General features: G+C 73.2%; 20 protein-coding genes. 10 read left to right on the forward strand and 10 right to left on the reverse strand.

Annotation, left to right across the window (positions count from 1 at the left end; translation table 11 throughout):
- Positions 1–267: 267 nt before the first annotated feature.
- Entirely contained in the window at positions 268–1,206 is a 939-nt protein-coding gene (locus tag ACFY4B_RS06505) for a CPBP family intramembrane glutamic endopeptidase (RefSeq protein WP_387966699.1), read from the forward strand.
- Positions 1,207–1,325: 119 nt separating this feature from the next.
- Here the strand turns inward: ACFY4B_RS06505 and ACFY4B_RS06510 are convergent, their stop codons facing one another.
- Positions 1,326–2,363, reverse strand: a complete 1,038-nt coding sequence (locus tag ACFY4B_RS06510; RefSeq protein ID WP_387966700.1) for an ABC transporter substrate-binding protein — start codon at positions 2,361–2,363, stop codon at positions 1,326–1,328.
- A gap of 59 nt (positions 2,364–2,422) precedes the next feature.
- Positions 2,423–3,211: a MerR family transcriptional regulator gene (locus tag ACFY4B_RS06515; protein ID WP_387966702.1), complete on the reverse strand. Its 789-nt coding sequence runs from the start codon at positions 3,209–3,211 to the stop codon at positions 2,423–2,425.
- A gap of 222 nt (positions 3,212–3,433) precedes the next feature.
- Between ACFY4B_RS06515 and ACFY4B_RS06520 the strand changes: the two genes are divergently transcribed.
- The 3 genes from ACFY4B_RS06520 to ACFY4B_RS06530 are packed head-to-tail and all read left to right on the forward strand — an operon-like array spanning position 3,434 to position 6,863.
- Positions 3,434–5,005, forward strand: coding sequence for a flavin-containing monooxygenase (locus ACFY4B_RS06520; RefSeq protein WP_387966703.1), 1,572 nt, complete (start codon positions 3,434–3,436; stop codon positions 5,003–5,005).
- Entirely contained in the window at positions 5,002–5,973 is a 972-nt protein-coding gene (locus tag ACFY4B_RS06525) for an alpha/beta fold hydrolase (protein WP_387966704.1), read from the forward strand. Before ACFY4B_RS06520 ends, ACFY4B_RS06525 begins: the two co-directional genes overlap by 4 nt.
- Complete coding sequence (locus tag ACFY4B_RS06530) at positions 5,970–6,863, forward strand: SDR family oxidoreductase (protein ID WP_074004265.1); 894 nt, start codon at positions 5,970–5,972, stop codon at positions 6,861–6,863. The genes ACFY4B_RS06525 and ACFY4B_RS06530 overlap by 4 nt, the downstream gene beginning before the upstream one ends.
- A gap of 51 nt (positions 6,864–6,914) precedes the next feature.
- On the opposite strand, the gene ACFY4B_RS06535 is transcribed toward ACFY4B_RS06530, so the two are convergent.
- Positions 6,915–8,267 carry a PLP-dependent aminotransferase family protein gene (locus ACFY4B_RS06535; protein ID WP_387966705.1) on the reverse strand — a complete coding sequence of 451 codons (1,353 nt, stop codon included), beginning with the start codon at positions 8,265–8,267 and terminating at the stop codon, positions 6,915–6,917.
- Between the two features lie 93 nt (positions 8,268–8,360).
- On the opposite strand from ACFY4B_RS06535, the gene ACFY4B_RS06540 reads away from it, so the two are divergent.
- The gene (locus tag ACFY4B_RS06540) at positions 8,361–9,023 is read left to right on the forward strand and encodes a LysE family translocator (protein WP_387966706.1); all 663 of its coding nucleotides are present in this window, start codon (positions 8,361–8,363) and stop codon (positions 9,021–9,023) included.
- A 16-nt stretch (positions 9,024–9,039) separates the two neighbouring features.
- Here ACFY4B_RS06540 and ACFY4B_RS06545 read toward each other — a convergent pair whose 3' ends face one another.
- The 4 genes from ACFY4B_RS06545 to ACFY4B_RS06560 form a co-directional block, all read right to left on the reverse strand.
- Positions 9,040–10,080: a serine hydrolase domain-containing protein gene (locus ACFY4B_RS06545; RefSeq protein WP_387966707.1), complete on the reverse strand. Its 1,041-nt coding sequence runs from the start codon at positions 10,078–10,080 to the stop codon at positions 9,040–9,042.
- Positions 10,077–11,012: a DUF6895 family protein gene (locus tag ACFY4B_RS06550; protein WP_049650633.1), complete on the reverse strand. Its 936-nt coding sequence runs from the start codon at positions 11,010–11,012 to the stop codon at positions 10,077–10,079. Before ACFY4B_RS06550 ends, ACFY4B_RS06545 begins: the two co-directional genes overlap by 4 nt.
- Positions 11,009–11,716: a hypothetical protein gene (locus ACFY4B_RS06555; RefSeq protein WP_387966708.1), complete on the reverse strand. Its 708-nt coding sequence runs from the start codon at positions 11,714–11,716 to the stop codon at positions 11,009–11,011. Before ACFY4B_RS06555 ends, ACFY4B_RS06550 begins: the two co-directional genes overlap by 4 nt.
- A gap of 65 nt (positions 11,717–11,781) precedes the next feature.
- Complete coding sequence (locus ACFY4B_RS06560) at positions 11,782–11,985, reverse strand: hypothetical protein (protein ID WP_049650631.1); 204 nt, start codon at positions 11,983–11,985, stop codon at positions 11,782–11,784.
- 155 nt (positions 11,986–12,140) lie between these two features.
- On the opposite strand from ACFY4B_RS06560, the gene ACFY4B_RS06565 reads away from it, so the two are divergent.
- On the forward strand, positions 12,141–12,914 hold the full coding sequence (locus ACFY4B_RS06565) for an SDR family NAD(P)-dependent oxidoreductase (protein WP_387966709.1): 774 nt from the start codon (positions 12,141–12,143) through the stop codon (positions 12,912–12,914).
- 168 nt (positions 12,915–13,082) lie between these two features.
- The gene (locus tag ACFY4B_RS06570) at positions 13,083–14,921 is read left to right on the forward strand and encodes an ABC transporter ATP-binding protein (protein WP_049650629.1); all 1,839 of its coding nucleotides are present in this window, start codon (positions 13,083–13,085) and stop codon (positions 14,919–14,921) included.
- A 112-nt stretch (positions 14,922–15,033) separates the two neighbouring features.
- Here the strand turns inward: ACFY4B_RS06570 and ACFY4B_RS06575 are convergent, their stop codons facing one another.
- Entirely contained in the window at positions 15,034–15,702 is a 669-nt protein-coding gene (locus ACFY4B_RS06575; RefSeq protein ID WP_049650628.1) for a 1-acyl-sn-glycerol-3-phosphate acyltransferase, read from the reverse strand.
- Between the two features lie 176 nt (positions 15,703–15,878).
- Here ACFY4B_RS06575 and ACFY4B_RS06580 point away from each other — a divergent pair, with 176 nt between their 5' ends.
- Positions 15,879–16,091, forward strand: coding sequence for an EF-hand domain-containing protein (locus tag ACFY4B_RS06580; RefSeq protein WP_049650627.1), 213 nt, complete (start codon positions 15,879–15,881; stop codon positions 16,089–16,091).
- An 82-nt stretch (positions 16,092–16,173) separates the two neighbouring features.
- Here the strand turns inward: ACFY4B_RS06580 and ACFY4B_RS06585 are convergent, their stop codons facing one another.
- On the reverse strand, positions 16,174–18,381 hold the full coding sequence (locus tag ACFY4B_RS06585) for a CDP-glycerol glycerophosphotransferase family protein (protein WP_387966710.1): 2,208 nt from the start codon (positions 18,379–18,381) through the stop codon (positions 16,174–16,176).
- Positions 18,382–19,283: 902 nt separating this feature from the next.
- Between ACFY4B_RS06585 and ACFY4B_RS06590 the strand changes: the two genes are divergently transcribed.
- Entirely contained in the window at positions 19,284–19,550 is a 267-nt protein-coding gene (locus tag ACFY4B_RS06590) for a hypothetical protein (protein WP_049650625.1), read from the forward strand.
- A gap of 237 nt (positions 19,551–19,787) precedes the next feature.
- Positions 19,788–20,249 (forward strand): YjbQ family protein, encoded by a 462-nt coding sequence (locus tag ACFY4B_RS06595; protein WP_049650624.1) that lies wholly within the window; start codon positions 19,788–19,790, stop codon positions 20,247–20,249.
- Positions 20,250–20,330: 81 nt separating this feature from the next.
- On the opposite strand, the gene ACFY4B_RS06600 is transcribed toward ACFY4B_RS06595, so the two are convergent.
- A complete protein-coding gene (locus ACFY4B_RS06600) occupies positions 20,331–20,885 on the reverse strand; it encodes a DUF1990 family protein (protein ID WP_074004436.1) in 555 nt (184 codons plus the stop codon).
- Positions 20,886–21,034 lie beyond the last annotated feature (149 nt).

Raw genomic sequence — 21,034 nt, forward strand, 5'->3', positions numbered from 1 at the left:
GGAGTACGGCGGGGGCGACGGTGAGCGGACCACCGTCGCCCCCGCTGTGTGACGCCTGACGATACGTCAATTTTCCTTTCCGTGCAGCTTCCGTGGCGATTCGTGGCGCACGCGAGGGTGGACAGCAGGGCGCGGGGCCCTGGTAGCACCTCCGGCGGGCCCCCGTACACCCAGAAAACTCGACCATCGCGGCGGTAGCGGACAACCCCCGGGAACGGCAGTGCACTTGGTTCCGGGGCGAACCTCCGGATCCGTAGCGTCCTCGGCATGACGCTACTGACACGAACCCCGCCGAGCGCCGTCCGACGGCGCGGCCTGTTGGTCTACCTGGTGCTCGCCTACGCCGGGATGTGGGCGGCGATGACCCCGCTGCTCGCCGAGGGCTACCAGCGCACCGACGCCCGGGAGGGGGTCGGCGCGCTGGAGCAGATCTGCATCGCGGCCGCCATGCTGGCCCCGGCGCTGGCGGCGCTGCTGGTGGTCCGCCTCGTCGAGCGGGGCGGCGGGGTACGGGAGGCGCTGGCACTGCGCTGGCCGCGGCCCCGGGCCCGCGCGGTCCGGGCCTGCCTGCTGCCGCTCGGGGTGCTCGGCGGGCTGACGGCCGCGACGCTGGCACTCGGCGCGCTGGCGGGCAGCTACCCGTTCGCCGGCTTCGGCTCGCTGGACGCGGGGCGGATCGGAACGTGGGCGGTCCAGGGCCTGATCGGGATGGTGCTCTCGCTGCCGCTGTTCTTCGGCGAGGAGATCGGCTGGCAGGGCTTCCTCTTCCCCCGGCTGCTGCTGCTCGGCCGGCGAGAGGGCGGGGGTGAGGGTGCCGGTGGCAGGGCGGTGCTGGTCCGGGCGTACCTGCTCGCGGGGACGGCCTTCGCACTCTGGCACCTGCCGACGCTGCTGATGGGCGGCCAGTACCCGGGACGGCCGTGGTACCTGGCGGTGCCCGCGCTGACGGTCAGCTGTGTGCTCGTCCTGCCGGTCTTCACCTGGCTGAGGCTGCGCTCGGGGTCGGTGGTCCCGGCGGTGCTGGCGCACGCCTTCACGAGCAGCATGAGCGTGTCGATGGTCCGGGAGTTCGCGGACCCGGACGCCGAGCTGGACCCGCTCACGATGTCGCTGGCGGGCTGGCCCGGCTGGGTCGTCCTCGGCGGGTTCGTGGCCTTCCTCGCCTTCACCGGGCGGCTGCGGCCGGGCCGGTACGGGCAGGGGTGACGCGCGCCGTGGCGGGCGGCGGATGACGGGTGACGGGGTTTCAGATGACAGATTTCATCATCTGTTATCTGAAATCTGTTAGCTGTCGGCTGTCGGCTGTCGCTGTCACCCGTCGTCCGTCACCCGCCCGCCGGTGCCATGTCCTTGCGGATCTCGTCCAGGATCAGCCCGGCCCCGGTGTAGCCGATGCCGAGCATCCACAGGTTGTCGTCCACCCGGAACACCCGCCCGTTGCGCACGGCGTCCAGGTTCTTCCAGAGCGCCCCCTCGGTGATCTTCCCCTGGTCGGACTTGGCCGCGTCCCCGTACACCGCGTAGAAGATGACGTCGGCCGCGGCCTGGTCCACCTGTTCGGGGCTGATCTCCATCGAGAAACCGGGCTTGTCCTGGTTGGCGGGCCGCCCGAGCCCCAGATCCTTGAACAGCGAGCCGACGAAGGTGTCGTTCAGGTAGAGCCTGGTCGGCGCACCCGCCAGGAAGCGGGCCATCTCGACCCGGGTGGCCGCCGCCCTGGCCGGTCCGCCGAGCGCGGTGACCAGGTCCCGCAGCTTCGTCCGGTACGCCGCGTCCGCCGCGTCGGCCTCGGCCTGCCGGCCCAGCGCCTCGGCGTGCAGCCGGACGTTCTCCTTCCAGGTCGGTCCGGTGGTCTTGGAGAGCACCGTCGGCGCGATCTTCGACAGTTCGTCGTACCGCTTGTCGTCGCGGACCTGGTTGCTCAGGATGAGGTCCGGCCGCAGTGCCGCGATCGTCTCCAGGCTGGGCTGGCCGATGGCCCCGACGGGCTTCGTCCCGGACAGCCGCTCGGCGGGCAGGTAGGCGGGGAACGGGGCGCCCGCGGTGACGGTGGTGGCGCCGACCGGGCTGAGGCCGAGGGTGACCACCGAGTCCAGCGCGTCGGTGTCCAGGGCCACCACCCGGCTCGCCCGGGCCGGCACGGTGCTCTCGCCGCGCGCGTGGCGGACCGTCCGGGTGCCGCCGGAGCCGGCCGAACCACCACCGGACGAACCGGAGCCCGACGAACCGGAGCCCGACGAACCACCACCGGACGAACCGCCGCCCGGCGCCGGGGAGTCGGACCCGCACGCGGCGAGCGCGAGCCCCGGGGCGAGCCCGGCGGCGAGGCCGAGAGCGGCGCGGCGGCTGAGCGGTCGGGCCATCGGCGGCACCTCCAACGTACGGGCAGGGCGCGGGAATCCCTGCCCGCGCAGCGGCCCGGTTACGCCTCGGAACCGTTCTCCCGTCGCTGGCGCAGGAGTTCGAGGTACTCGACGTGCACCCGCCGGTCCATGGCGAGGGCGAACTGGGCGTCCGCGACCGTGCGCGCCAGCGGTCGCACCCGCAGGATGCGCTCGGTGAGCCGGGCCGCCTCGCCGGGCGGCAGCGGGGTGTCGGCGGCCAGCGCGCTGAGCAGGTGCTCGCCGACCACCTCGATGAAGATCTCGGCGATGGCGTCCACGTGCTCCCGGGTGCGCCGACTGGCGTCCAGTACCGCCGAGAGCGGCACCCCCTCCGCCACCAGCTCGGTGGTGGCGTCCATCAGCCGGCGGCTGACGTGGGTGATGCCGTCCTCCTCGACGGTGATGTAGCCCTGGGCGATCGACTCGGCGGTGTTCTCCTCGGTCAGCTGGTCGCCGAAGGCGGTCTTGAGCTCGTCCCAGTCCAGCCGCACCGGGGTCTCGTCGGACCACGGCGCGACGATCGCCGCCTCCAGTCCGATCAGCTCGGCGACGTCCCGCCCGCTCTCGCCGGCGCCGATCAGCTCGGCGATGCCGCCCAGGGTGTGGCCGCGTTCGAGCAGTTCGCCGATCATCCGCAGCCGGGCCAGGTGCTCCTCGCCGTACCAGGCGATGCGGCCCTCCTTGCGGGGCGGCTGAAGCAGTTTGCGCTCGCGGTAGAAGCGCAGGGTGCGGGTGGTGATATTGGCGGCCTCGGCCAGTTCCTCCACCCGGTACTCGCGTTTTCTGTCGCCCGCAGCAGCTCTGACCTTGTCCACGGCGATCAGCATAGGTCCGTCGGCTCGGAAGGTTCCCCGAACCGGAGCGGTCGCGCTTCTTCCATCCGGTGTCAGCAAGGGCTACCCTGCCAACCATGCCAGTGATTACTGGCGCGATTGGCGGGGTTCCGGAGGCGGACCCCGGGAGGATCCGGAGACGGGCCCCAGGAGGTTCCGGGGCACGCTCGCCGGGAGAGCGCGACGATCACCGTCCCACCCTCAGGAGGTTGCCGCATGGCATCCAGCAGCAAGCGCCCCCGCTCCGGCGCGTCCGCAGCGACCGACACCACCGCGGCGCAGGAGTCCGTCCCGCACGTCCGGGTGGCGGTGATCGGCTCCGGCTTCGGCGGACTCGGCGCCGCGGTCCGACTGCGCCGTGCCGGGATCACCGACTTCGTGGTCCTGGAGCGGGCGGACTCGGTCGGCGGCACCTGGCGCGACAACAGCTACCCCGGCTGCGCCTGCGACGTGCCCTCGCACCTCTACTCCTTCTCCTTCGCGCCCAACCCCGACTGGCCGCGCAGCTTCTCCGGCCAGCCGGACATCCGCGCCTACCTGGAGAAGGTCGCCACCGTCTTCGGCCTCCGCCCCCACCTGCGCTTCAACACCGAGGTGCTGGAGGCGCGTTGGGAGAGCGAGCAGACCCGCTGGCGGATCACCACCTCGGCCGGCCAGTGGACGGCCGACGCCATCGTCTCCGCCGCCGGACCGCTCGCCGACCCGCAGATCCCCGACCTGCCCGGGCTGGGCGACTTCCCCGGCAAGGTGTTCCACTCCTCCCGCTGGGACCACGACTTCGACCTGACCGGCAAGCGCGTCGCGATGGTCGGCACCGGCGCCTCCGCCGCGCAGATCATCCCGTCGATCCAGCCCAAGGTCGGCAGGCTGACGGTCTTCCAGCGCACCCCGGCCTGGGTGCTGCCGCGCCGCGACCGCGAGATCAGCCAGCTGGAGAAGTGGCTGCACGGCCGCCTGCCGGTCACCGCGAAGATCCGCCGCGGCACCCTGTTCGCCCTCCGCGAGCTCCAGGTGGACGCGTTCGTGCGCCGCCCCGGACTGCTGCGCCTGGTCCAGCAGCTCGCCGAACGCCACATCGCCCAGGGCGTCCCCGACCCGGTGCTGCGGGCCAGGCTCACCCCGGACTACCGGATCGGCTGCAAGCGCATCCTGCTCAGCAACACCTACTACCCGGCGCTCGCCGCGGCCAACACCGAGGTCGTCTCCTCCGGTCTGCGCGAACTGCGCGGCTCCACGCTGGTCGCGGCCGACGGCAGCGAGCACGAGGTGGACGCCATCGTCTTCGGCACCGGCTTCCACGTCACCGACATGCCCATCGGCGCCCGGGTGTTCGGCGCCAACGGGACCAGCCTGGCGGAGGAGTGGAAGGACGGCATGGAGGCGCTGCGCGGCTCGACCGTGCACGGCTTCCCGAACCTCTTCTTCGTCATCGGGCCCAACACCGGCCTCGGCAACAGCTCGATGATCCTGATGATCGAGTCCCAACTGAACTACATGATCGACGCGTTGACCACGCTCGGCTCGATCGGCGCCGCCGCGATGCAGCCCACCGCGCGCGCCCAGCGGCAGTGGAACCTCGAACTCCAGCACCGGATGGACCGCACCGTCTGGACCACCGGCGGCTGTCTTAGCTGGTACCTCGACCCGAGCGGCAGGAACACCGTGCTCTGGCCCGGCTCCACCACCTCGTTCCGCCGGGCCACCCGCAGGGTCGACCTGGGTGAGTACGAGCTGATCATGCGCGCCGCACCGGCGGCCGCCCGCGCCATCCAGGAGGTCTCCGCGTGAACGGCGTCCGGCTGCCCGAGGAGTACGAACCTCCCGTTCCCGTGGAGGAGTTGAGCGTACGGTCGGCGGACGGCATCCGGCTGCACGTCGAGGTGCACGGCCGGTCCGACGCGCCCACCGTGGTGCTCGCCCACGGCTGGACCTGCTCGACCGCCTTCTGGGCCCCGGTGATCCGCCTGCTGGCCGACCGCTACCGGGTGGTGGCCTACGACCAGCGCGGCCACGGGCACAGCGAGATCCCGCCGAGCCGGGCCCGCTACTCGACCAGGGCGCTGGCCGAGGACCTGTCCGCCGTGCTCGCGCGGACCGTGCCGGCGGGCGAGCGGGCCGTGCTCGCCGGGCACAGCATGGGCGGGATGACGATCATGGCCGCCGGTGGCCGCCCCGAGGTCGCCGAGCGCACCGCCGCGGCCGTCCTGATCTCCACCGGGCCGGGCGACCTGGTGGCCGAACTCACCGTCCTGCCACCGGCCGTACGCGCCCGGGGCCTGCGACGCTTCCTGCACCGGCAGCTGCTGCGCTCCCGGATGCCGCTCGGACCGGTCTCGCCGGTCAGCCGGGCGGCGCTCAAGTACGCGACCATGGGCGCCGGTTCACCCGCCGGCCAGGTCGAGGCGACGGCCCGGATCGTGCACGCCTGTCCGACCGCCGTCCGCGCCAACTGGGCCGCGGTCCTCGACCGGCTGGACGTCCACGCCGGGCTCGCCCGGATCGCCGCGCCCACGGCGGTGGTGGTCGGCACCGACGACCGGCTGACCCCGCCGGTGCACGCGCACCGGATGGTCGCCGAACTCCAGGACGCACAGGGGCTGTTGCTGCTGCCCGGGGTCGGGCACATGTCGCCGCTGGAGCGCCCGGCGGAGGTCGCCGCGGAGATCCACCGGATGGCCTCCGCGTACCTGAAGGCCGCGCTTGCCGGCGCCGTTCCCGCTTCCGCTTCCACCGACGAGAGGACCGCTGTCGCATGAACGCCATCCCGCCGTTGTCCGAGCAGGTCGTCGTCGTCACCGGGGCCGCGCGCGGCGTCGGCGCGTCGCTGGCCCGCAAGCTCGCCCGGCGCGGGGCCAAGGTGGCCCTGCTGGGGCTGGAGCCGGAGGAGCTGAAGGCCGTCGCCGCGCAGTGCGGCCCGTCCGCGACCAGCTGGGAGGTGGACGTCACCGACCTCGACGCGCTGGAGGACACCGCCCGGCGGATCAAGGAGCACTACGGGCGGGTCGACACCGTCGTCGCCAATGCCGGGATCGCCCTCGGCGGGCCGCTGGCCGACAGCGACCACCGGGCCTTCAGTCGGGTCATCGAGGTCAACCTGCTCGGCAGCGTGGCCACCGCCCGGGCCTTCCTGCCGGCGCTCGCCGAGAGCCGCGGGTACCTGCTCCAGATCGCCTCGCTCGCCGCGCTGACCCCCGCGCCGCTGATGAGCGCGTACTGCGCCAGCAAGTCCGGGGTGGAGGCCTTCGCCCACTCGATCCGCGCCGAGGTGGCCTACCAGGGGGTCAAGGTCGGTGTCGGGTACCTGAGTTGGACCGACACGGACATGGTGCGCGGGGCCGACGAGGACGCCGTGCTGAAGCAGATGCGCTCCCGGCTGCCGTGGCCGGCGAACAAGACGTATCCGCTGGAGCCCGCGGTGGACCGGATCGTCGCCGGGATCGCCCGCCGGTCCGCCCACGTCTACGCCCAGGCCTGGCTGCGCGGGATGCAGCCGGTCCGCTGGCTGCTGCCGAGCCTGATCGCGGTGGTCGGCTCCCGGGACGTGGCCCGGCTCGCCCCCCAGCTCGCCGCCACCGCCGCCACTCGCCTGCGCGCCGTCGGCGCCGGGGGCGCGGCGGACGACCGACGGCGGACAGTCGACAGCTGACGGATGACAGGCGACGGATAACAGATGACAGCTGACAGATTTCGAAATCTGTCAGCTGTCATCTGTTCGTCGTTCGCCGTCACCCGCCCCCGCCGCGATCCCCGCCAGCGTCTCCAGCGCCCGCGCCAGTACCGGCAGCGGGGGCGAGGCGAGCCCGACCCGGACGGCGGAGGGCGAGCGCCGGGGATCGACGGCGAAGGCCGCCGCGGGCGTGACCGAGATCCCGGCCCGCGCCGCCTCCGCGACGAAGGTCTCCGCCCGTCGGCCGGTCGGCAGCTCCCACCACAGGTAGTACGAGCACGGGTCGGACCGCAGCCGCTGCCCCGCCAGCACCTCGCGCGCCAGCAGCTGCCGGGCCGTCGCGTCGGCCCGCTTCGCCGCCTCCACCGAGGCCAGCGTGCCGTCCCCGATCCAGCGCACCGCCGCCTCCAGTGCGAAGCCGCCCGGCGTCCACCCGCCCGAGCGCAGGGCGCCCGCCACCCGTTCGCGCAGCGCCGCCGGGACGACCGCGAACCCGGTGGTCAGCCCCGGGGCGAGCCGCTTGGAGAGGCTGTCCACGAGGACGGTGCGCTCCGGCGCGAGCGCCGCCAGCGGCACCGACTCCGGCCGCAGGAAGGACCAGACGGCGTCCTCGACCACCGGCAGGTCGAGCCGCCGCAGCAGCGCCACGAGCGCCACCACCCGCTCCTGCGGCAGGCTCGCGCCGAGCGGGTTCTGCAGGCGCGGCTGGATGTACACCGCGCGCAGCGGTCCGGCCCGGTGGGCGGCCGCCACGGCGTCCGGCAGCAGCCCGTACTCGTCCACGGCCAGCGGCACCAGCACGATGCCCAGCCGCTCCGCCGCCGCCTTGACCACCGGATAGGTCAGCTCCTCCACGCCCAGCCGCTGTCCGGGCGGCACCAGCGCGGACAGGGCCCCGGCGATGGCCTGCCGCCCGTTGCCGGCGAACAGCAGGTCCTCCGCCGCGACCTCCCAGGAGCCGGCCGACACCAGTCCGGCGAACGCCCGCCGTGCCGCGCCCGTCCCGGCCGCGCCGACCGGCCGCAGCGCCTCGCCCAGCGCGTCCGGCCGCAGCAGCGGCGCCAGTGCGCCCGCCAGCAGTTCGGCCTGCCCGGCGACGTCGGGGTAGTTGAGCTCCAGGTCCACGGGGGCGGCGGCCGGCTCCGCGAGTGCCACCCGGGTGCCGTCCGGTGCCCGCCCGGCCCGGACGAAGGTCCCGCGCCCGACCTCCCCGACGGTCAGCCCGCGCCGGGCCAGTTCCCGGTAGACGCGCCCCGCCGTCGAGTTGGCGATGCCCCGGCCACGGGCGAACGCCCGTTGGGTGGGCAGCTGCTGGCCGGGCCGCAGTCGTCCGTCCGCGATCTCGGCGGCGATCCGGTCGGCGATCAGGCGGTAGTCGTCCATCGGCGTTCGCTCCTCCAGGGCCTCGGGCGCCGGATTGCACCGAGGGCAAAGTCATCATTGCATTGACCCGATGAGCCGTCCTAGCCTCCTCGCATGGACGCGTTGACATCCGCGGTGGACGGCCGGGCCCTGCTCGGGATCGCCGCCGTGGCCCTGGGCATGGTGCTGTCGCCCGGGCCGAACATGATCTACCTGGTCTCGCGCTCGATCGCGCAGGGCCGCCGCGCCGGGCTGGTCTCGCTGACCGGGGTCGCGGCCGGCTTCCTGGTCTACCTGGTCGCGGTGACGGCGGGGGTGGCCGCGGTGTTCTCGGTGGTGCCCGCCCTCTACACCGCGATCAAGCTGGCCGGTGCCGGGTACCTGCTCTGGCTGGCCTGGAAGGCGGTCAAGCCGGGCGGCACGGCGGTCTTCGCCCCGCAGCAGCTGCCGCCGGACCCGCCGCGCCGGCTGTTCGCGATGGGCTTCCTGACCTGCCTGCTCAACCCCAAGATCGCCATCATGTACATCTCGCTGCTGCCCCAGTTCGTGGCCCCGGAACGCGGTCACGTGGCCCTGCAGAGTCTGCTGCTGGGCCTGACCCAGATCGCGATAGCGATCACCGTCAACGGCCTGATCGCGGTGAGCGCGGGCGGCATCGCGGCCTTCCTCAACCGCCGCCCCGGCTGGCTGCGGATCCAGCGCTACGTGATGGGCACCGTCCTCGCGGGCCTCGCCGTGCACATCGCCGCCGACCGCGCCAAGGCCGTGGCGGTTTAGGGCGTCTCCTCGCCGGCTAGAGCCGGCTGGCGACCCGCAGTGCCTCGTACCCCGCCTGGACGAACCGTCCGTTCAGCGCCGGAGCGGTGTTGGCCACCGCCGCGACGGCCGCCGAACGTTCCGGCGAGAAGCCCACGAAGGCGGTGAACCCCCGGGTGCCCCCGCTGTGGAAGAAGAGGTCCCGGTCGCCCGAGCGGCGGTGCATCCAGACCAGGCCGATCCGGTCGGTCGAGTGCGGCAACCGCAGCCGCAGCCGCCGGACGTCCCGCAGGGCGGCCTTCAGCCCGCTGCCCGGGCCCGCCGCCGGCCCGTCGTCCAGGTGTGCGCGGAGGTATCGCAGCAGATCGGTCCCGTCGGACCGCACCGCGCCGGCTCCGGGCAGCCCGGGGATGTGCCAGGGCGGGAGCGCCTGTCCGCGCCGGTAGCCGGTGGCCCGGCCCGGCGGGTCCGGGGCGCAGGTCGTGGACCGCAGCCCCAGCGGTCCGCAGACCCGGTCGACGAGCAGTTCCCCGTACGGCAGCCCGCCCGTCTCGGCGAGCACCCGGCCGAGCAGTCCGACTCCGTAGTTGGAGTACCCGTACCTGCTACCGGGATTCCCCCGTACGGTCGTTCGGGCCAGTGCGTCCCTCAACTGATCGTCGCCGTACGTCTGGTACGGGTTGCTGAACCAGGCCGGGACGGCCTTCGCGAGCAGTCCCGGGGGCAGTCCGGGCAGGCCCGAGGTGTGAGTGGCCAGGTGCAGCAGCCGGATGGGTTCCGGCGAGTGGACCTTCGCGGCGCGCCAGCGGCGCGGCAGCCTGCTCTCGACCGGGTCGTCCAGGGCGAGTTCACCGCGGGCGACCATCTCCGCGAGCAGCAGTGCGGTGAACGTCTTGCTGACGGATCCGAGTTCGAAGACGGTGTCGGGGGTGCAGGGCGCGGCGGCCGGTCCGCGGTGGACCCGCCCGAAGCAGCGCACCTCCGCCAGGTCGCCGCGGGCCAGGGCGACGGTCACGGCGGTGGCGTAGGGCTCGGCCGCCCGCACCACCGCCGTGACCGCGGCGTCCAACCCGTTCAAGGGGCCACCGGCGTGCCGCCGAGAGCCCGGGAGAGCGCGACGTTGGCGGCCACCACCCCGACCACCGCGGTGTGGCAGTGCTGGCGGAAGTCCTCCTCCGGGTCCTCGTTGTCGGGTGCGGAGCCCTCGCACTTGATCATCCCGTCCGCCTGCTGGGCCGCTGCCAGCGCCTCCCAACCGGTCCGGCCGGTGACCGGTTCGCCGATGCACGAGTCCACGATGAGCAGTTCGCCGGCGAGGTCCCACTGCTCGATCTCCAGCCAGATGTCGAGCCAGACCGGCAGCCAGTCGCGCAGGTAGTCGCGCATCGGCTCGGGCAGGCACTCGGGCCGGGCGCCCCAGTCGGTGAGGTGGAAGACGGTGTGGGTGACCTGGTAGGCGATCACCCAGGCGACGGTCCACGGCTCGGGGAGGGCGCCGAGCCAGGTGTTCCGGGCCAGTCTGGGCCAGTCCGGCTGCGGTTCGAGGCCCGAGATCCGCCGGGCGTTGGCGAGGGCGAGGTGGCGGCTGCCCTGGATCTCGACGGCGTGCACGGCGCGGAGCCGGCCGATCGAGGTGAGCAACTCCTCCATGGCGGCGTGGCGGTAGCCGGACCGGGCGAAGTGGCCGTACGTCTCCAGCGGGTCGACGAGGGTGACGTGCCGCAGCTGTCGTTCGAGCAGCAGGTCGCCCTCGCCCAGCTGGGCCCAGGCGGCTTCGAGGAGTTCCCGCGCGAGGCGGGCGTCGTGCGGGCCGGTGACGCCGTCGCGCAGGACCAGGGAAGAGGCCAACGCGGCTTCGCAGAGCGGCTTGTAGACGTCCTCAGGGTCGGCCAGGTCGACGATGGTGCTTTCCTCCAGCCGGCTGTAGCCGCGCTGGTAGCCGGCGTGCAGCCAGGCCAGTGACCGGGAGCCGAGCTGTTGGGCGGTGGCGAGCACCGAGGTTTCGGTCATTTCGGCGCTCCTTCCAACATGCGCTGGGCGATGGTGAGTTCGAGCACGGAGCGGGACGTCCCGTCGCCGGCCAGGCGGATCCGGTCCAGGACGGGTTCGATCTCCAGCCGGAGCGGCCGGCCGTCGGCCCGGGCCCAGGAGAGCCACCGGGCGAGCCGTACGGCGGTGGTGGGGTCGCGCCGGAGCATGCTGCGGACGGCGCCGCGGGCGAGGTGCAGGGTGTTCGCGCGGGCGGCGTCGTGCACCGGGCCGTCCAGCGTCGGCAGTGCCAGGGAGGACAGTTGGGCCATCCGCTTCGACCACGCCTGCCAGCCGACGGCCTCCGGGTCGGACAGTGGCGCGGGGGTCTGTGCGGCCGCCCCGTACGGCGTGCGGGCGAGCAGTCCTCCGGCCGCCCAGTCCTGCCATCCGATCACCAGCGCGGCCTCCGCGGAGGAGGGTGCGGGTGCGGGGAAGGCCGTTCGTGCCTCGGCCAGCAGGGCGGCGGTGGTGTCGTCGGGCTGCGCGCCGGTGAGCAGTTGCGGTGCGAAGAGGTCCGCGCCGAGCACCCGGACTGCGGCCAGCAGCGGGCGGGGCACCACGGTGTCGGGGTCCGCGAGTGCGGCCGTGCCCTCGCCGTCCCGGAGGACGGCGAGGGTCCGGTCCGCCACCCGCTCGACCGCCGCGGCGTACTCGTCACGGAGAGGGGTCTCGGCGGTTGGCATGGTGATCTGGTCCCCCTTCAGGAGGGTCGGTCACGGGCGCGAGGCCCGACAGGGGGGAAGTCGCCCTACCGGGTCGGCTTCTCCTTGGGGCCCTTCGGCGAGAGGAGCAGCAGCGCGGCGAGCAGCACCGCGCCGGCGGCCTCGGGCAGGTACGTGGGCGCGTCGGACACGACGGCCTCGTCCTCCACCATCAGGCTCGCGAGTGTCTCGGCTTCGAGTGTCGCGCTGTGCGACGTCGTAGCCGTTTCGGTCCGGAACTGAGTAAGCATCAGAAGTGCCTCCTCGTCTGGATTTCACCGCCCGGTCGGACGATGCCCCCGTTCGACAGTACGAGCACCTCCCGGGGGCTGCATCCGCAACTCTCTGAGCTGGGAAATCGCCCTTGGTGTGGGTCCCGAAGCGGCGAGTCGGTACGGTCTGGGGCATGACCACAGCCTTGATCACCGGCGCGACCGCCGGCATCGGAGCCGCCTTCGCGCGACGGCTCGCCCGCAGCGGCTACCAGCTCGTCCTGGTGGCCCGGGACACCGAGCGCCTGGAGCGCGCCGCCGCCGACCTGCACGGCAGGTACGGCATCGAGACGGAGGTGCTGACCGCCGACCTCGCGACCGACGAGGGCATCGGCGCCGTCGAGGCCCGGCTCGCCGACCCCGCCCGCCCGGTGGACCTCCTGGTCAACAACGCGGGCTTCGGCAACAAGGGCGCCTTCGGGACCGTCCCGCTCCAGGACGAGCTGGCCATGCTGAAGGTGCACATCGAGGCGATCCTGCGGCTGACCACGGCCGCCCTGCCCGGAATGCGGGAGCGCGGCCGCGGTGCGATCGTCAATGTGGCCTCGGTGGCGGCCTTCCTGCCGCGCGGCACGTACGGCGCGAGCAAGGCCTGGGTGGTCAGTTTCACCCAGGGCGTGCTGCGCGACCTCGGCGGTACGGGCGTTCGGATGATGGCGCTCTGCCCGGGCTTCACCCGGACCGAGTTCCACCAGCGGGCCGGCATGGGCACCGGGAACATCCCGTCCTGGTCCTGGCTGTCCGCCGAGCGGGTGGTGGACGAGGCGATGCGCGACCTGGCGCGCGGCCGGGCCGTGTCCGTGCCGGGCAAGCGGTACAAGGTCGCCGTGACCATCGCCCGGATGCTGCCCTCCGGCAAGCTCGGCGGGGTCTCCTCGAAGGCGGCGCGCACCTACCGGACCAACTGAGGCCCGGGGCGGTCGGGACGATCGCGCGCTCCGCGGGGCCCGTACGGGCGCTCCGCGGAGCCTGTACGGACGAGGAATAGGGCAACAGTCACTATTAGCTTATCTAACTATGAGCTATCCTCGCTATATTGCCCCGCACCCGACCGCCCCACCCAGGGAGGCCCGTCCTTGAGGCCCACCGCCATCGACTGGACCCCGCCCGAGCGAGCCGAGGGCGAACCCCGCCCACCGGCCGAGTGGCGCCGCATCCTCGCGCTCTTCCGCCCGTACCGGGCCCGCCTGGCCGTCGTCGGGCTGCTGGTCGCCGCCTCGGCCGTGGTCTCGGTCGTCTCGCCCTTCCTGCTCAGGGCCGTCCTGGACACCGCCATCCCGCAGGGCCGCACCGGGCTGCTCAGCCTGCTCGCGCTCGGGATGATCCTGACCGCCGTGGTGAACAGCATCTTCAACGTCCTCCAGACGCTGATCTCCACCACCGTCGGCCAGCGCGTGATGCACGACCTGCGCACCGCCGTCTACGGCCACCTCCAGCGGCAGTCGCTGGCCTTCTTCACCCGCACCCGCACCGGTGAGGTGCAGTCCCGGATCGCCAACGACATCGGCGGCATGCAGTCCACGGTGACCTCCACCGCGACCAGCCTGGTCTCCAACCTGACCGCCGTGGTCGCCTCCGTCGTCGCCATGGTCGCCCTCGACTGGCGGCTGACCGTCGTCTCGCTGCTGCTGCTCCCGCTGTTCGTCTGGATCAGCCGCAGGGTCGGGCAGGAGCGCAAGAAGATCACCACCGAGCGGCAGAAGCAGCTGGCCGCGATGAGCTCGGCGGTCCAGGAGTCGCTCTCGGTCAGCGGCATCCTGCTCGGCCGCACCATGGGCCGCTCCGGCTCGCTCGCCCGGGAGTTCACCGGGCAGTCCGACCAGCTCGCCGACCTGGAGGTGCGGGCCAGCATGGCCGGGCGCTGGCGGATGAACACCATCCAGATCGTGATGGCCGCGATGCCCGCGCTGATCTACTGGGCGGCCGGGCTGACCTCCGCCGCCGGTGCGCCGATCGTCTCGGTCGGCACCCTGGTCGCCTTCGTCACCCTCCAGCAGGGCCTCTTCCGGCCCACCGTCAGCCTGCTCTCCACCGGCGTGGACGTGCAGACCTCGCTCGCCCTCTTCCAGCGCATCTTCGAGTACCTCGACCTGCCGGTGGAGATCGACGAGCCGGCCGACCCGGTCACCCTGACCGACATCCGCGGCGAGGTCCGCTTCAAGGACGTCGACTTCCGCTACGACCCGGCGCAGGAGCGCCCCACCCTGGCCGGCGTCGACCTCACCGTCCCGGCCGGGAGCTCGCTGGCCGTGGTCGGCGAGACCGGCTCGGGCAAGACCACCCTCAGCTACCTCGTCCCGCGGCTGTACGACGTCACCGGCGGAAGCGTCACCCTGGACGGCGTGGACGTGCGCGAACTGTCCTTCGACACCCTGGCCCGCGCGGTCGGCGTGGTCTCCCAGGAGACCTACCTCTTCCACGCCTCGGTCGCCGAGAACCTGCGCTTCGCCAAGCCCGGCGCCAGCGACGCCGAACTGGTCGAGGCCGCCCGGGCCGCACAGGTCCACGACACCATCGCCGCCCTCCCGGACGGCTACGACACCCTGGTCGGCGAGCGCGGCTACCGTTTCTCCGGCGGCGAGAAGCAGCGCCTCGCACTCGCCCGGACGATCCTGCGCAACCCGCCGGTGCTCATCCTCGACGAGGCCACCAGCGCGCTCGACAACCGCACCGAGCACGCCGTCCAGCAGGCCGTGGACACCCTGGCCGCCGGCCGCACCACCATCACCATCGCGCACCGGCTCTCCACCGTCCGCGCCGCCGACCAGATCGCCGTCCTGGACCACGGCGAGGTGGTCGAACTCGGCACCCACGAGGAGCTGGTGGCGCTGGACGGACGGTACGCGGCGCTGCTGCGCCGGGAGGTGCCGGAGGCCGCCCGGCAGCCCGAACCGGCCGCACTCGGGCACGTGTGACGGGACGGGCGCGCCCGGGTCCGTGTCGAGTCGGGCCGACGGGGCGGACGTCGCGCTCGGACGCGCGGGACGGGCCGGCGTGCGAGCGCGTGCGCCCGGGACGGGCCGGCGGTCAGGCCGCCTTCGGGACCTCGTTGTAGCTCTCCGCGACCTCCTGGCCGGAGAGCCGCTGGATGGCCGCCATCACCTCGTCGGTCACCTGCCGACGGGCCTTCAGCGAGCGGGCCTGCCCGTGCAGCTCGTCGAAGTGCAGCGGCTCGCCGAAGCGGACCGTCACCTTCTTCAGCCGCGGCAGCCGCTTGCCCACCGGCAGGATCTGCTCCGGACCCTCCAGCGCCACCGGCACCACCGGCACGCCCGCGGTCAGCGCGAGCCAGGCGACGCCCGTCTTGCCCCGGTAGAGCCGGCCGTCCAGGGAGCGGGTGCCCTCGGGGTAGATGCCGAAGGCCTTGCCGTCCTCCAGGATCTCCAGCGCCGACTCCAGCGAGGCCTGAGCGGAACGGTAGGTGCCGCGCTCGACCGGCACGGCGCCGATGGCCTCGAAGAAGCCCTTGGAGAGCCGGCCCTTGAGCCCGGTGCCGGTGAAGTACTCGGCCTTGGCGAGGAAGTGGACCCGGCGCGGGGCGGTCAGCGGGATCACCACGCTGTCGATGAAGGACAGGTGGTTGCTGGCCAGGATCACCCCGCCCTTGCGCGGTACGTTCCCGATTCCCTCGATGACCGGCCGCCAGATCCCCCGCGAGACCGGTTTCAGCACCAACTTGGTGGCGAGGTCGAGCACGATTCCCTCCCTGGACGAACGATCGCCCGGGAGGAGCCCGGGCCTGCAATCAGATCCGCAGACTACGACACCGACCCCGGCGCGCGTCCACTCCCGGCGACCGTGGCGAACACCACGGCCGGGTAGGGTACGGCCGTCCGAACCGAGCGACACCCCGCAGTACCCAGGAGGGCACCATGGAGACCACCGAGGCGATCAAGGCCTTTTTCGACCGCTTCGACAAGGACGGCGACGGCAAGATCACCCCGGCCGAGTACGCTCTGGCCGCCAACGAGATGGGCGACCACGACGTCACCATCTCGATGGCCGAGGCGCTGATCCACAGCATGGACACCAACCACGACGGCGTCCTGACCTTCGAGGAGTTCCTGGCCGCCCGCCGGCGCTGAGCCCGTGCCGACGGGGCCGGTCGCCGTACCGGCGGCGCCGGCCCCGTCCGGAGGTCCCGCGGACGCTCCCGCGCCGCTCCTCCTACTTCTCCTTCTCCACCGGGAACACCCGGCGCACCACCCGCTCCGCGGCCCCGCCGTCGTCCCAGACGCAGAACTTCGCCCGGAAGTCGGCCCGCGCCGCCGGCTCTGGGTCGCCCGCCAGCAGCGCCCGCGCCAGCCCGTCCGCGTCCACCGTGACCGCGCCCGGCGGCTCCGCGAACAGGTCGAAGTAGACGCCGCGTTCCCGCTGGTACTCCTCCCAGTCCGGGGCGAAGACCACCACCGGCCGGTCCAGCACCGCGTAGTCGAACATCATCGACGAGTAGTCCGTCACCAGCACGTCCGCCGCGAGGTAGAGGTCCTCGACGGTCGGGTGCGCCGAGACGTCCACGATCCGAGCCGACTCCGCACCGGCCGCCGTCAGGTCGCCCGGGCCGTCCGCGTGGAAGTAGTGGGTGCGCACCAGCAGCGTGAAGTCCGGGCCCAGTCGCCGGGCCAGCTCCGCCACGTCGAGCAGCGGCACGTAGCCGCCCTTGCTGCCGCGGTGGGTCGGCGCGTACAGCACCGCCCGGGTGTCCGGCCGCAGCCCGAGCAGCTCGCGCATCGCCCGGACCTCGTCCGAAGTGGCGTTCGCCAGCCGGTCGTTGCGCGGGTAGCCGGTGTCCAGCATCTCGTACCGGCCGGGGAAGGCGCGGGCGAAGTGCCCGCTGGTGTGCGGGTTGGGGGAGACCAGGAAGTCCCAGCGGTCGACGGCCTCCTGGAGCAGGTCGAAGTCCATCCCCTCGGCCGCCGCCGGATGGTCGCGCAGGTCCATGCCCATCGCCTTGAGCGGGGTGCCGTGCTGGGTCTGGACGTGCACCGTGCCCGCCCGCTTCGTCATGGTGCGGGGGAAGTTGACGTTGTTGACGAAGTACTTGGCGGTCGCCATCGCCCTGAGGTAGGCGGGGGTGTTGACGATCACGTACGGCACCCCGGGCGGCAGCGTGGCGGCCTGGGCGCGGTTCTCCACCACCCACACGCCCCGCACCCGCGGGGCGAGTTCCTTCGCCTTCTCGTAGATCGCCGCCGGGCTGCACGCGTAACCCCGGTGCCAGTACGCGGCGTAGACCGCGAGGTGCTGGTCCAGCGGCAGCCGGCGGAACGCGTTGTACGCGGTGAACCGGGCGCCGCTGCGCATCCCCTTCTTCACCGCGGGCGCCACCGCCCGTGCCCCGCGCTTGAGTTCGCGCGGCAGCCGGCCGGTGCGGCGCAGCTCGGCGTACGCGATCCGGGCGCCGCGGGCGGCCAGCCGGTACTGCACGCCGCGCACCCCGCCGGGGAAGCGGTAGCCGGCCGGGCGGTGGCGGTCGAAGTGCCGGGCGATCCGCTGGAAGAAGTCCTTGCGCAGGTCGGTGGGGACCAGCCCGGGGGTGTCGTAGACGTTCAGGGCCTGGCGGACGGTCCGGTCGAAGACCAGGGTGCGCAGCGAGTCCGGGACGGGCCGGCCGGGGCGGTCCGGGCGGTCCAGGAAGGCGAAGATCGCGTCGTACTGGGCGAACACGTCGGCGTGCTTGGGGGAGGCGGTGGCGGTGATCGCGCCGTCCCGGCCGCGCCGGTAGAAGTAGCAGGGGCGGTCCAGGTAGCGCAGCCGCTCGGCGGCCAGCAGCGCCGGGTAGGTGACCGAGATGTCCTCGTAGTAGCCGCGGCCGAAGGAGACGCCGAGGCCGTCCAGGAACGCGCGGCGGAACAGCTTGTTCCACACCGACATCACGGTCTGGAACAGCGCCGGGTGCTCGGCCAGGGTGCAGCCCTCGACCAGCGGGGAGTCGGCCAGCACGTGGCGCCAGGGGTTGGGCTCCGTCCCGCCGTCCGGGTAGACGTGGGTGAAGCCGGTGAGCAGCACGTCGGCGGGGCTCTCCCGGAGACGCTCCCGCGCCAGCTCGTCCAGCAGCGTGCCGACCGTCCCCTCGGGCGCCCAGTCGTCGCTGTCCACGAACCAGACGTACTCGCCGCGGGCCTGCGGCAGGGCGGCGGTGCGGGCGCCGCCGAGGCCCTGGTTCTCGGTGAGGTGCAGCACCCGCAGCCGGCTGTCGCGGGCCGCGTAGGCGTCCAGGATCGCGCCGGAGCCGTCGGGGGAGAGGTCGTCGACCGCGATCACCTCGAAACGGGTCTCGGCGGCGGGGACGTCGCCGAGGATCGAGTCGAGGCAGCGCGGGAGGTACCGCTCCACGCCGTGGACCGGGAGCACGATGCTGAGGAGGAGGGACACGCTGGCCGAGTGTACCGATCCACCGGGCGCGACCTGCGCGGACGTCCGGTGCGGGCCTTCCGGGGCCCTGCGGCCCTTGGGGGGCCTGGGCGGCGGTGACGGCGGCGCGGCTGCGGCGGGGGCTCGGGGGGTGTCCGGGAAGGGTGTCCGTGAAAGCCGTCCGTGGCGGACCCGGAACCGCCGGTGCCGGGCCCCTCGCGGGGCGGCACCGGCAGTCAGGTGGCGATCCGGCCGACCCTCGACGGCCGACCGCCGGTCCGGGCACCGCGCGAGCCTGGCCACCGCAGCGTCGAGGCGGCCGGGCAGTGGCTCGCGGGAGCCGGAGTTCTTCATCACTCGAACACACGCTTGAGTGCGGTGCGGGCACTGGCGTGTGCATCCGATATTGCTTGGAGGTTCGGCGGGAGTCAATCCCTCGAATGTGTTCACTTCCTGAAGTCGGTCGGTCACGGTGTCATCGGGGTCCGCGCTCGGACGGGTCGTTCCCGGGGCGGGCCGTGCCCGATGGGCCGGTCGGTGATCGCTTTGTCGATGTGGCGGCTGTCCCCTTAATAGGGGGGCGCGGGCGGGGAGCGGTCGGTGCGGTCGGTGCGGGCGGTCGGTGCCGGCGGTGCCGGCGGTGCCAGCGGTGCGTGGGCGGGGTGCCGCCGGGGCGCCGCCGTGCGCCGGGCGCGCGTCATGCGCAGGGTTGCCGCACTCGCGCCCGCCCGCCCTGGTGACGGATGGCCGGTCGTGCACCATCATTGATGCCTAGTCGTGACCGGCCGGGCGGCCCCTGGTGCTTCGTCAGTTGACGCCGCACGATACGGTGGCACAACACCAAGGACGGTTGCGCGAAGGCCGTCCTTCACGGATAGTCTTCGCCTCACGGCCCTGGCGCCTCGTAGGGGTGGGAAAAACTGATGGAACACATGCAAGTGCGGACTCGGCCCCGCGTGCCGGCGATCCAGTGCGGTGTCGGCACGACCGGCCGCCGGATCGACCGACACCTGGCCGTGCTCGGCGCGCCCGCACTCCCGGCGGTGGACACCGCCGAGGCGCTCGGGTTGATAAGGGAGCTCACGCCGCGCGGCGCCGAGGCCCCGACGACCCGTCGTCGCCACACCAGGATCTCGCTGCTGACGCCGCTGCGTCGGCTGCGGCGGAGCCTTTTCGGCGGGCGCGGCTAGTCCGACCGGTGCGGCACGGGTCCCTCCCCGCCGCCCGGTCGGAACCGACCCGGTGGACCGTCCGGTCCGCCGGGTCTTCAGTGTGTCCGGACGGCGTCCGGGCGGTGCCGGGGGGAGCGTCGCGGCCGTCCGGGGTGATGTGGTCTGAACCTTTCAGCCTATGCGAGTTTGCCCGCCCGGCACGGCCAGACGGCGAGGGAGTACGCCCGGCCCGCTGACCTGGGACAGGATGGCGCCATGGCGGACAACAACCACTCCACCCAGACCGGCTCGTTCCCGACCACCACCTTCCAGAGCAGCACTTTCGAGATCACCACCGGCTCCCGCGAGGTCGCACTCGACATCACCGACCGCTGCGTCGAGTTCCTCGACGAACGGGCCACCGGGCGCGACGGCCTGCTCAACATCTTCGTCCCGCACGCCACCGCGGGGATCGCGGTACTGGAGACCGGTTCGGGCAGCGACGACGACTTCCTCGCCACCCTGCGCGACCTGCTCCCGGCCGACGACCGCTGGCGCCACCGGCACGGCAGCCCGGGCCACGGCCGGGACCACGTGGTGCCCGGACTGGTCGCCCCGCACGCGACCCTGCCGGTGCTCGGCGGTCAACTGGCCCTCGGCGTCTGGCAGTCGGTGGTCCTGGTCGACACCAACGGGGACAACCCGCGCCGGACCGTCCGGCTGTCCTTCCTCGGCTGACGCGCGGGAACGGCGGGCGCTCCGGCGGGCGGCGGTCTCGCGGGTGGAGGTCCGGCGGGTGGCCTCGGCGGACCCGGTGGCTCAGCGGACGTGCGCGGCCACCGCGGCGAGGTAGCGCTCGATCGCCAGGTGCTGGCAGAGCAGGGCCACCGGCCGGCCGAGCCTGGCGTACCAGGCGGACAGCCGGGAGAACGCGGTGACCTCGAACCACACCTCGCCGCCGGCGTCCATCGACACCAGGAACGCCTCCTCGCCGCACTCCGGGTGCCCGGGGAGGGTGCCGTACCCGAAGCCGATCCGGTCCGGCTCCTCCACCGTCCACACCACCCGGCAGGGGATCACCAGTCGGGGCCACCGGCTCCCCGGCAGGTTCAGCCGCAGCAGTACCGTCCCGCCCTCCCGGGCCGGGCCGGCCGGGTGCACCGCGAAGCCGGTGCCCAACTGGCTGCCCCAGCCGAGCACGTAGCGCCCGGCCCGCTCCAGCACCTCCGGCCCGTGCCCCAGGTGGACCCGCCGCCGCAGGTGGGCGTAGCCGTCCGGGAGCCGCCCGCCCCCGTCCCGGGTGGCACCCACCTCGGGGTACGACGGGGTGGTGGCGCGGGCGGCGAGCAGGCGTCGGTGCAGGTCGGTGGGCATGCCGGCCACGGTAACCGCCAGGTGGGAGGGGGCCGTCGGCGGGGCGGGGGCGTACCTCTGGCGGGCTTCGGCGAACAGGTTTCAGCGAACGAACGTCAGCGAACAGAGTTCAGACGACAGCTTTCAGCGAACGTTTTCTGACATCTGTT

The organism is Kitasatospora sp. NPDC001261 (genome assembly GCF_042896795.1).
GTDB lineage: Bacteria > Actinomycetota > Actinomycetes > Streptomycetales > Streptomycetaceae > Kitasatospora.

Bases quoted from the DNA above. Each gene is read 5' to 3' on its own strand.
- ACFY4B_RS06505 (WP_387966699.1), top strand. From the start codon at position 268: ATGACGCTACTGACACGAACCCCGCCGAGCGCCGTCCGACGGCGCGGC.
- ACFY4B_RS06510 (WP_387966700.1), bottom strand. From the start codon at position 2,363: ATGGCCCGACCGCTCAGCCGCCGCGCCGCTCTCGGCCTCGCCGCCGGG.
- ACFY4B_RS06515 (WP_387966702.1), bottom strand. From the start codon at position 3,211: ATGCTGATCGCCGTGGACAAGGTCAGAGCTGCTGCGGGCGACAGAAAA.
- ACFY4B_RS06520 (WP_387966703.1), top strand. From the start codon at position 3,434: ATGGCATCCAGCAGCAAGCGCCCCCGCTCCGGCGCGTCCGCAGCGACC.
- ACFY4B_RS06530 (WP_074004265.1), top strand. From the start codon at position 5,970: ATGAACGCCATCCCGCCGTTGTCCGAGCAGGTCGTCGTCGTCACCGGG.
- ACFY4B_RS06535 (WP_387966705.1), bottom strand. From the start codon at position 8,267: ATGGACGACTACCGCCTGATCGCCGACCGGATCGCCGCCGAGATCGCG.
- ACFY4B_RS06540 (WP_387966706.1), top strand. From the start codon at position 8,361: ATGGACGCGTTGACATCCGCGGTGGACGGCCGGGCCCTGCTCGGGATC.
- ACFY4B_RS06550 (WP_049650633.1), bottom strand. From the start codon at position 11,012: ATGACCGAAACCTCGGTGCTCGCCACCGCCCAACAGCTCGGCTCCCGG.
- ACFY4B_RS06555 (WP_387966708.1), bottom strand. From the start codon at position 11,716: ATGCCAACCGCCGAGACCCCTCTCCGTGACGAGTACGCCGCGGCGGTC.
- ACFY4B_RS06560 (WP_049650631.1), bottom strand. From the start codon at position 11,985: ATGCTTACTCAGTTCCGGACCGAAACGGCTACGACGTCGCACAGCGCG.
- ACFY4B_RS06565 (WP_387966709.1), top strand. From the start codon at position 12,141: ATGACCACAGCCTTGATCACCGGCGCGACCGCCGGCATCGGAGCCGCC.
- ACFY4B_RS06580 (WP_049650627.1), top strand. From the start codon at position 15,879: ATGGAGACCACCGAGGCGATCAAGGCCTTTTTCGACCGCTTCGACAAG.
- ACFY4B_RS06590 (WP_049650625.1), top strand. From the start codon at position 19,284: ATGGAACACATGCAAGTGCGGACTCGGCCCCGCGTGCCGGCGATCCAG.
- ACFY4B_RS06595 (WP_049650624.1), top strand. From the start codon at position 19,788: ATGGCGGACAACAACCACTCCACCCAGACCGGCTCGTTCCCGACCACC.
- ACFY4B_RS06600 (WP_074004436.1), bottom strand. From the start codon at position 20,885: ATGCCCACCGACCTGCACCGACGCCTGCTCGCCGCCCGCGCCACCACC.